The organism is Halomonas sp. KAO (assembly GCF_015595025.1).
Taxonomy (GTDB): domain Bacteria; phylum Pseudomonadota; class Gammaproteobacteria; order Pseudomonadales; family Halomonadaceae; genus Halomonas.
The window spans coordinates 35,844-41,843 of the sequence record NZ_JADNRL010000011.1; the positions used below are offsets into that span (position 1 = coordinate 35,844).

Annotated in this window: 7 protein-coding genes; 4 read left to right on the plus strand and 3 right to left on the minus strand. The window is 65.3% G+C overall.

Features of this window, described 5'->3' with window-relative positions:
• Positions 1-4: 4 nt before the first annotated feature.
• Positions 5-901: a nuclease-related domain-containing protein gene (locus IOC61_RS05275; protein WP_195687834.1), complete on the minus strand. Its 897-nt coding sequence runs from the start codon at positions 899-901 to the stop codon at positions 5-7.
• A 102-nt stretch (positions 902-1,003) separates the two neighbouring features.
• Between IOC61_RS05275 and IOC61_RS05280 the strand changes: the two genes are divergently transcribed.
• Entirely contained in the window at positions 1,004-1,897 is an 894-nt protein-coding gene (locus IOC61_RS05280) for an NAD-dependent protein deacetylase (RefSeq protein ID WP_195687835.1), read from the plus strand.
• Here the strand turns inward: IOC61_RS05280 and IOC61_RS05285 are convergent.
• Both IOC61_RS05285 and IOC61_RS05290 read right to left on the minus strand, forming a co-directional pair.
• Positions 1,878-2,252 carry a translation initiation factor Sui1 gene (locus IOC61_RS05285; protein ID WP_195687836.1) on the minus strand — a complete coding sequence of 125 codons (375 nt, stop codon included), beginning with the start codon at positions 2,250-2,252 and terminating at the stop codon, positions 1,878-1,880. The genes IOC61_RS05280 and IOC61_RS05285 overlap by 20 nt on opposite strands.
• 69 nt (positions 2,253-2,321) lie before the next feature.
• Positions 2,322-3,008: an HAD-IA family hydrolase gene (locus tag IOC61_RS05290; RefSeq protein WP_195687837.1), complete on the minus strand. Its 687-nt coding sequence runs from the start codon at positions 3,006-3,008 to the stop codon at positions 2,322-2,324.
• 212 nt (positions 3,009-3,220) lie between these two features.
• On the opposite strand from IOC61_RS05290, the gene IOC61_RS05295 reads away from it, so the two are divergent.
• The 3 genes from IOC61_RS05295 (at position 3,221) to IOC61_RS05305 (ending at position 5,819) form a co-directional block, all read left to right on the plus strand.
• Positions 3,221-3,604, plus strand: a complete 384-nt coding sequence (locus tag IOC61_RS05295) for a DUF6394 family protein (RefSeq protein ID WP_195687838.1) — start codon at positions 3,221-3,223, stop codon at positions 3,602-3,604.
• A gap of 16 nt (positions 3,605-3,620) precedes the next feature.
• The gene (locus tag IOC61_RS05300; protein WP_195687839.1) at positions 3,621-5,381 is read left to right on the plus strand and encodes a potassium channel family protein; all 1,761 of its coding nucleotides are present in this window, start codon (positions 3,621-3,623) and stop codon (positions 5,379-5,381) included.
• A 147-nt stretch (positions 5,382-5,528) separates the two neighbouring features.
• A complete protein-coding gene (locus tag IOC61_RS05305; protein WP_195687840.1) occupies positions 5,529-5,819 on the plus strand; it encodes a DUF4235 domain-containing protein in 291 nt (96 codons plus the stop codon).
• The last annotated feature ends 181 nt before the right edge of the window (positions 5,820-6,000 follow it).

Sequence of the window (6,000 nt, forward strand, 5' to 3'; positions counted from 1 at the left end):
TCCGTTACTCGCCTGGTGCCCGGCTCGCTCCGGCATGCTCGAGCAGGGTGGCGATGACCGCGTCGTGGGTGGCGGCATCGAAGTCGCCGGGACAGAGTTCGGCCAGGCGGCCGGCCAGCTGGTCGCCGCTGACCACCAGCAGATCGTCGGGGCCCTGGCTGGCGTCCACCTGCCAGCCGGGAAGGGTCAGCACGCCCATCACCGGTACCGTGCGGCCGGTGCGTGAGTTCAGCCACTCGGCCATCCAGCGCGCCAGTTCGCGGGTCTTGCTCAGCGGTGTGCGCTCGCTCCAGCCCGGGAAGCGCAGCCGCGAGGGCTCCACCACGAGCCGGTACTGCTCTTCTCCTGAGGGGGTAAAGGGGCGGGAGCGGGCTCGGGTCTCCACCACGAAGACGCCACAGGGCGTGACCACCACGTGGTCGATGCGTGTATCGGCCGCCGGCACATCGTGAAAGACGTAGAAGGGGTGGGCCTCCGGGCGCACCAGCCGCTCCAGCTCCTGGCCGACCGCCAGTTCGCAGGCCAGCCCCAGCTTGAGGCGGCGAATGCGCTGGAAGTCACGCATCAGTCGAAAGCTGAAGGTCAGCACCAGCAGGGTGCTCAGCGCCCCGTAGAAGGCCCACTCCACCCAGATCTGTTCCGTGGCAAGGAGCATGCGGCCCATGCCGTAGACCAGCGGGGCAAGCGTGATGATGGGGCCCAGGGCACCACTCAGATAGAGTCCGGCGAAGGCGTCGTCGAGACGGTCGCGCAGCTGCTGGCCGGGCTCACGCAGCGGTTGGGCATCGAAGGGGGAGTGCACTCGTGCATCATGGAGGTTGCGAAGCGCCACGACGATTCCCCCCATGGCGGCGAGGGGAAACAGGAAGATCAGGGGTAGCAGGTATTCCAGCCAGGCCATCGGGATTCCTTGCTAGGGGGAAGCGGCGAGAGGTGGCCCATTCTAGACAACCTGCCCCACGCGGGGCCATGCTCTGTTTGGCGCAGACAGCGAGGCATCAGGATGACGGCAGCACAGGTGAAACCCGAGACCAGCGAGGCAAACCTGGCGGCACTCGTCGAGTTTGTCGAGTGCCATCCACGGCTGGCGGTGCTCGGTGGCGCCGGCATCAGCACCGCCAGTGGCATTCCCGATTATCGCGACGCCGCCGGCGAGTGGAAACGCTCGCCGCCCATGGAGCATCGCCAGTTCATGGGCAGTCATGCCGCCCGGCAGCGCTACTGGGCCCGCGCCCTGGTGGGCTTTCGCACCCTGGATGAGGCGCGGCCCAATGCGGCGCACCAGGCCCTGGCGCGACTCGAGAGCCTGGGGCATGTTCGCGGGATGATCACCCAGAACGTGGATGGCCTGCATCAGCGCGCCGGCTCGCGGCGGGTGATCGACCTGCATGGTCGCGCCGACCGGGTGCGCTGCATGGGATGCGGCTCCAGCCGCATGCGTCATGCCCTGCACGCGGAGCTCGAGAGCCTCAATCCACGCTGGACGGCCCTCGGCGCGGCCGCGGCACCGGACGGGGATGCCGATCTGGAAGCGGATTTCTCCGCCTTCCGGGTGCCCGATTGCTCGCGCTGCGGCGACGGTATCTGGAAGCCTGATGTGGTGTTCTTCGGTGACAGCGTGCCGCGTGGCGTGGTCGAACGCGCCTTCGCCCTGATCGAGGAGTGTGATGCCCTGCTGGTGGTGGGCTCCTCGATGATGGTCTATTCGGGCTTTCGCTTCGCGCGCGCCGCGGCCCGGCAGGGCAAGCCCATCGCCTGCCTCAACCTGGGGCGTACCCGTGCCGACGACCTCTATACCCTGAAGGTGGCGGCCCCGGTAGACGCCTCGCTCGGGGCGCTGGTCGAGCGGCTGGAAGCTCGACTGGCCGAGGGGAGCCTCAACCGCCGGCCAGCTTGACCGTGTAGCCGCGGGTCTCGAGCTCCGCCTTGAGTGTCTCGCGGTGGTCGCCCTGGATCTCGATCACCCCCTCCTTGACGGCGCCGCCGGTGCCGCAGCGCTTCTTCAGCAGCTTGGCCAGACGCTTGAGCTCGGCCTCGGGCAGTGGCACGCCGCTGATGGTGGTGACGCCCTTGCCCTTGCGGCCGCTGGTCTCGCGGCGAATCCGCACGATGCCGTCGAGTTCGGCAAGGCGTGCCTGTTCCGCCTGCTCGGCACAGCGACAGTCGGCGACGGGGTGGCGGCAGTCGGGGCAGGTCTCGCCATGCTCGGTGGAGTAGACGAGACCGCGCAGCTGGTCCTGGAGTGATGACATGGTGTGGCTCCCGGGGTGGGTGGCTTCAGGCCGGGATGATAGCGGCTGTGGCCGCGACCTGCATGGCCCTCAGTGCATGGCGGTGCGTGCGTCCAGGTCGCGTGTGAGGCGTGCCACCACCGAGGGGAGCTGGAACATGCTGGTGATCATGATGGCGCCCTCGGGCGTGATTTCCGCATCGGGGAAGCGGTTGAGGTGAACGACCAGCATGCCGGCATCGAGGGCCGCCTTGACGCCGACCACCGAATCCTCGATGGCCAGGCAGTGGTGGGGGGAGTAGCCCATCCTCTGTGCCGCGTGCAGGTAGAGGCAGGGGTCCGGTTTCCAGCAGTTGGCGGTGTAGGCGCTGAACAGATGGTCGCCGAACAGGGTGTCCAGGCCGGTAGCCACCAGGGAGGTACGGATCTTGTTCTCGGGCCCGTTGGAGACCACGCCCATGGGGAAGGTCGACAGGGCCGCCAGTGCTTCGGTGGCACCCTCGATGGGAATGAGCTCTGTCGCCAGGCGCCGGTCGAGGTTGGCTCGCATGCTGGTTTCCAGTGGCTCGAGCACCTTGGGGTCGACACTGCCATGGCGGCTCTCCAGCTCGGCGACGATGCGTCGGAAGCGCGCCCCGCGGAACTCGCCGATATAGTCGGTGGCCTGGAACGGCAGGCCCACGGCGTTCAGTGCCGTGGCCATCTCGTCGGCGAGCAGCGGCTCGCTATCGACCAGGGTGCCGTCGCAGTCGAAGAGCAGGCAGAGTGGATGTGCCATCACCGGGCCTCACGAGGAAACAGGGCGTTATAAATCCATTGTTACAGATGTCGGGGCTCCCTGCCCATTATTAAAGCCCAGTTACGCTGATTTTTGAACACTGTTCATAAATATCCCGAAAAACCGGATGTCACGGGGTCACGGCCCTGATATTCGCGGGCATCGAAGACCCGAGCCTATACTGACCACGCGTCTCGGTCAGGAGTGGGCCAATGAATTTCGAACGTGTCGTTTTCGGTTTCTTCATCATCCTCACCCTGAGCCTCAATGCCGCCTTCGTCGCGCATGGCCTCGAGGCGGCAGCGCATCATAATGTGTGGATTCTCACCCTCGCCATCATCGCCAACCTGGTGGCGATCGGCCTGAGGCTGGGGGATCGCTCCGAGACCGGCGCGCTGCTGTTGGCATCCGGGTTGGTGGCGGGGGCCCTGCTGATCACGGCGCGTATCATCTGGATCGTCACGGTGCCCAGTGGCTGGGGTGTGCCGGAAGTGGGCGCCATGGCCGATATCATCTCGATCGCCAGGGGGGCGCTGGTGGCGAATATCATTGCAACGGCGATCCTGGTCGGCGATACGCTGCTCTCGCGGCGCTAGTTGAGCGAACGGGCCGATGACGACCACTTCCGATCTCGACCGTGTAGGAATGATCCTTCTGCGCTACATGCGCCGGCCCCTGTTCGTACTGCTCTTCGTCTATTCGGTGGGGATCATCGGCATGGTCCTGATGCCGGGGCGGGTCGTCGATGGTGAAACGACCCATATGGACCTCTTCCACGCCTTCTATTTCTTTACCTATACGGCGACCACGACCGGCTTCGGCGAACTACCCAACGGTTTCAGCGATGAACAGCGCCTGTGGACGATCTTCTGCCTCTATACCGGTGCCATCGCCTGGTTCTATGCGATTGGATCGCTGATCAACCTGGTTCAGAACCCTCACTTCATCCAGTCCATGGATGGCTTCCGGTTCGCGCGCAAGGTCAGGCGCAACGCGGAGCCTTTCGTCATCCTGTGCGGTTTCGGTGATGCCGGCAGTCTGCTTGCCCGGGGACTGAGCGACCATCGCATGCGAGCGGTGATTCTCGATGTGGACCCGGAACGCATCAAGGCGCTGGGGGTACGCGACTACACGGTGGCGATGCCGGGGCTCTGCGCGGATGCCAGTGCGCCCAAGCATCTCCTGGCGGCAGGGGTCGAGCATCCCGCCTGTCGGGCCCTGGTGACGCTGACCAACGACGACGATACCAATCTCAAGATTGCGGTGATGGCACGGCACCTCAATCCACGGCTGCGGGTCATCTGCCGTTCCACCTCGACGCGTCATGGCGCCACGCTACGAGCGCTGGACAATGTCACGGTGGTCGATCCCTTTATGATCTTCGCGCAGCTTCTCTACTGGGTGATCGCACGCTCCGAGCTCCATAACCTCAATGCGTGGTTTGTCGGCGCACCCGGCGTGACACTTGGCGCGCCGTTGCGGGTGCCCCAGGGGGAGTGGATCCTGTGCGGGTTCGGCCGAATGGGCCACCGGATCCATCGTTGTCTCCATGACCATGGCATCGGCGTCCGCGTTATCGACCCAGGCGAGGGAAGTGATGAGACGGAGACGGAAGGGGATCCGGTGTTGGCCCAGGCCGACCACTCGGCGCTGGAGGCGGCCGGTATCGGAGACGCTGCCGGTATCGTTGCCGCGATGAATCGCGATGCCGACAATCTCAGTACGCTGCTGTCGGTCAATGAGCTCAACCCCGATGTGTTCCGCATCGTTCGTCAGAACAGCCATGCGAATCAGGTGGTCTTCGACGCCGCAAGGACCGATCTGGTACTTCAGCACAGCCTGACAACGGCGCGTCGCATCCTGAAGCTGCTGATCTCGCCGCTGATCCAGGAGTTGATCGACTGGCTGGCGCAGCGGGAGCCGACCCGGACGGAGGCCCTGGTGGCTCGACTGCAGGCGGCCGTCGGTGACGAACCCCCACACCTGTGGTCGGTCAGACTGAACCCGGACGAGGCGCCGGCCGTGACCCGACTCCTGAGCGAGGAGGGCATGGTCACGCCCGGAGCCCTGTGTCGTGATGCGCGCGCCTTCTCCCAGGCGCTACCGTGCGAAATGCTGGCCATTCGCCGCGAGGGGCAGTCGATCATGCTACCGGACGCCGACTTTCCCCTCGGGGCGGGGGATGAGCTGCTCTTCTGCGGGGTCCAGGCGGCGGAGCTGATGCTGCAGGCGACGCTCCATAATCCCTATACGCTTCATTATGTCCTGACGGGAGTCGATCCACCGCGGGGTTATGTGTTCACGTGGCTTGCCGATAGGTTTGGGGGGCGTTGCCGTGGCAACACGTCGAACAGCCGGCACCCTCGAACATGACGCTCCAGGCGTGCACACGGGCGATATCCTTGGCCTGGAGCGCGTTTTCCAGGCCAGTGTCGACTAGCATGAAGCGAGGTCCGGAGCGGATTATTCCAGATCGATGGCTCCTCCGGTGAGATCCACAACCAGCAGGCGAGGTACGGCATGAAGCAGGACACCCTCTGGTCGCTGGCGGGTTCCGCCGCGGCGGTGGCAGCCAGCATGATGGCCCGCAAGGCGGCGGACAAGGCCTACCAGAAAGAGGTTGGCGACAGCCCACCGGCAAACCCCGATGAGCCCGATGTGGAGTGGCGCCAGGCCCTGCTGTGGGGCGCCGCCACCGGCGTGCTGGTGGGAGTCGCCCGGGTGGTAGGCAGGCGTGCCGGGCGCGAGGTCATGCACAGGGCACCTCGTGCCGGCAAGAAGGGGGGAGTGTTGCCCCGGCTGAAGCGGTAGTACGGGTCGCAGAGCTCGGAGATAATACAAGGCAGCGGCCCCCCGAACCAATGAACTGCACCCCGAAAGTTGGACACCCACATCCAACCTTCGGGGTGTTTTTATGAGTAACCGATACGACGAGTGTTTCAAGCTGCTGGTGGCACAGCAGTGCTTGCACGGTGACACCAGCTTGAGGGAG

Bases quoted from the DNA above. Each gene is read 5' to 3' on its own strand.
- IOC61_RS05300 (WP_195687839.1), top strand. From the start codon at position 3,621: ATGACGACCACTTCCGATCTCGACCGTGTAGGAATGATCCTTCTGCGC.
- IOC61_RS05305 (WP_195687840.1), top strand. From the start codon at position 5,529: ATGAAGCAGGACACCCTCTGGTCGCTGGCGGGTTCCGCCGCGGCGGTG.
- IOC61_RS05285 (WP_195687836.1), bottom strand. From the start codon at position 2,252: ATGTCATCACTCCAGGACCAGCTGCGCGGTCTCGTCTACTCCACCGAG.
- IOC61_RS05275 (WP_195687834.1), bottom strand. From the start codon at position 901: ATGGCCTGGCTGGAATACCTGCTACCCCTGATCTTCCTGTTTCCCCTC.
- IOC61_RS05295 (WP_195687838.1), top strand. From the start codon at position 3,221: ATGAATTTCGAACGTGTCGTTTTCGGTTTCTTCATCATCCTCACCCTG.
- IOC61_RS05290 (WP_195687837.1), bottom strand. From the start codon at position 3,008: ATGGCACATCCACTCTGCCTGCTCTTCGACTGCGACGGCACCCTGGTC.
- IOC61_RS05280 (WP_195687835.1), top strand. From the start codon at position 1,004: ATGACGGCAGCACAGGTGAAACCCGAGACCAGCGAGGCAAACCTGGCG.